The following is a 3,066-nucleotide window of genomic DNA, read 5'->3' on the forward strand; positions in this document are numbered from 1 at the left end:
GCTGGCATAGGTGGCTTTCGGGATTTGAGCACGCTGTGTATAAGTTTGGTTACAAGTTGTTTGTAACCTCTGCACAACCTGTGAATAACATGTGTATTCCGTTGCGGATAAAGGGGCTGGACAAAGAGGCGGAAACGGGTATGGCAGGAAGGAAGATCTGAGGGAACAGAGGGTCGGAGAGTTTACAAAAAACGGGGCAAAGCCCCGTTTTATTAGGAACCTGAGACAGGATCAGGTTTTGTCGTTCCTATGATTCACCGTTATCGCCTGTCATTTCAGCTGTCGCAGGATCTCGTGGTGTAGCCTCCCAGAGTGCCGTTAAGCTCATCAAACTGCGACTGCAGATTGTTGGCAGTGTCGGCATAGTGATTGGCGTCTTCCATAATGGCCTCGGCAGAAGTTCCGGCGTCGCATATGTTGCCGGAAACCTCGCTGATAATCTGGTTCTGACTCTCGGATATCCGCACAATCTTCTGGGTAAGGTCATTGATTTCCTTGAAGGAGGAATTAATGAGAGTGAAGTGCTCGGAAGCCTCATTGGTCTTGTTTACCGCCGTAAGACAGGTGTTGATGCTGTCCTCCATGAGACTAATGGCATTATTGTTGGCCAGAAGCAGCTTGTCGATGGTGTTCTTAATATCCACCGTGGCCTTCTGAGTGCTGCCGGACAGGTTGCGCACCTCGTCAGCCACTACGGCGAAGCCGCGGCCGTGTTCGCCGGCCCGGGCCGCTTCAATGGCCGCATTGAGAGCCAGAAGGTTGGTGTTGCTGGAAATTTCGCTGATGCTGTTATTGAGGCTGACAATGGCTTCGGTGTTTTCCTGCAGCTTGTTGAGAGCCTCCTTGGTGTTTTCGAGCTCGGCATTGAGGTCATTGATGGAACCCGCCACATCATGAATTAGTCCCTGAAGACCGGCGCACCTGTCTGTGGTATGGCTGATCTTCTCAGAAGCATCCAGCATTTCTGACGCCACGCTGGTGGTTTGCTCCATAACTTTAGCAATGAGCCCGTTGCCGTGCTGGAGGAGATCCATCTGGTTCCGGGATTTTTCCTTAAGATCCATGCTCTGATGAAGCACGTTCTTAGAGGCGTCAGTTAGGGTGGCGGCTGAGTTCTTGAAGGTATCAATAAGAGAGGACTGGGCATCCAGGAAAGTGTTGAAGCCCTGTTCCAGGTTGCCGATCTCATCCCGGGTGCGTACTTTGATGCGGCGGGAGAGATCTCCGGAGCCATCTGCCATCTTTGCCAGAAAGCCGGAGATGAAGTTTATGGGCTGGATTACCTGCACGGAAAGGTACTTGTGAAGCACCAGAGCCGAAAGCGCCAGAACTATCAGGGAAATCAGGAGAATTATCTGGTAGTTCGAGGAGTTGACGGCTACCTGACTTGCCGGAACCACAAAGCAGAAGTACCAAGGGGCATTATTGATCTTGCGAACCATCATGAGGTAGGGAATGCCGTCGATGGAAAGGCTGGTCAGTTCTCCTTTGGAGTTTTCGCTGGCTTTCAGGGTTTCATCGGTGAACACCGCATTGTATTTGCTGACATCCTCCATAAAAGCTTCGCTTTTGTCGGAAATGATCACCTTGTGATTGTCCGTATAAAGAATGGTAAAGCCGTCCTTGGGGATGGAGATTTTGGAAAGAGATTCCAGAAGCTCGGCGATTTTAACATCGGCTGCTACCACGCCGCCATCGGCCATGCGGGCCATGCCGATAACGTTCTCGTTAAAGGTAAAGTCCTTGTAGGGCTGGCTGATATTAACGGTGCTCTTCTTGTATCCCAGCTGATACCAGGGTCTCTTCCGGGGATCGTAATTGGACTTCCGGTACTGCTCCAGCGTTTTCTTGGTGGAGTACATGTCGCCTTCAGCTTCGGTGCCGTAGTAGACACCGCCGAAGTTAAGAGCCGTGCCGATCATGATCAGGTTGTCTCTGTTTTTGAGGAACTCCACCTTTTCCTGAGCCAAGGTATCCACCACTCTCATGCGGTCATGGAGCCAGGAATCAATGATGTTGACGCTGTCATTGACCAGTGAGGAGAACATGGCGGAGCCGATTTCAAAGTTCTGTTCGTTAACCTTGCGATCCTTTATGTTAAGGTAGACGCAGATGGTAACCAGAAGCACGATGAACGGGACTACCACTCCCAGGAAAATTTTGAATTTCAAAGATCTGAGCCCAAACACAGCAATCCTCCCCGTCCGCAGATCTCAATCAAAACACATGAAAATGTTCTCATTCTACCGTACCGATGCGTTGCAATAATGGTAATTGTTTCACAAAGGGGAGTGGTAAGACGGGATTAATAAAAAAATTCTAACTATGTCAAAAATTACCATTTAAACAGCCCTTGGAACTGACTATGGAGCCATGTGACTGATCATTGCATATGCTTCTGCGAAAAGCCTCTGTAAACATTTTTCCGTGACCGGTGTCATATGCAGCTGCCCCTTATTTTATGGGGATTAACCAGATTTCTGACTCATGGATCAAAACTCAAAAGATTTAGATGACTTTCTGTAAACGGGGATGAGAAAGCAGGTAAATTTCCGGAGTTTGTTACTGTTCATAATAAGTCGCGATTATGGCAGCAGGACAGTTTAGCGTTCTCTGGCAGATTCGGGAGAGATATACCGGCATTATTTTGAGCAGCCAGCTAAGGATTTTGCCAGATTTAGCAAGATTTTGCTGTTGTTGAAACGGGCTTTTTAGCTCTCGGGAGAGAGATTCTGTCTGGGTTGCTTTCTTTTTTTGCGGCTTGGCGTTTCATGCTGCAGGCTTTTGAAAGCAATAGCTTTCGGGAGTGTGATCTTCTTGGACAAAATCGCAAAAAATCGGCGGCGGATTTTCAGTTTTTCCGTTTTTGAGTGATGGATCGTGTTTTTTTTGCGTGTGGGAAAATGAGTGCAGTTCAGTAAAGATTTTATGCTAAAGAGTGTTGTTTTAATACTTTTATACAGGAGCGTGCCGGCGAAAATGTGTTAGTCAAACAAGCTTTGTCCAAAAATCACCTCAAATTTAATTAACATATGTCACATTTTCAGTAATAACTTTTGTCTAAAT

The 3,066-nt window shown here is 47.7% G+C and carries 1 protein-coding gene; it reads right to left on the bottom strand.

Translation table 11 applies throughout. The features are described 5' to 3' along the window. Positions 1-275: 275 nt before the first annotated feature. On the bottom strand, positions 276-2,189 hold the full coding sequence (locus tag ACJROR_RS11255) for a methyl-accepting chemotaxis protein (protein WP_406547134.1): 1,914 nt from the start codon (positions 2,187-2,189) through the stop codon (positions 276-278). Positions 2,190-3,066: the final 877 nt, after the last annotated feature.

This window comes from Succinimonas sp. (assembly GCF_045225735.1).
Taxonomy (GTDB): Bacteria; Pseudomonadota; Gammaproteobacteria; order Enterobacterales; family Succinivibrionaceae; genus Succinimonas.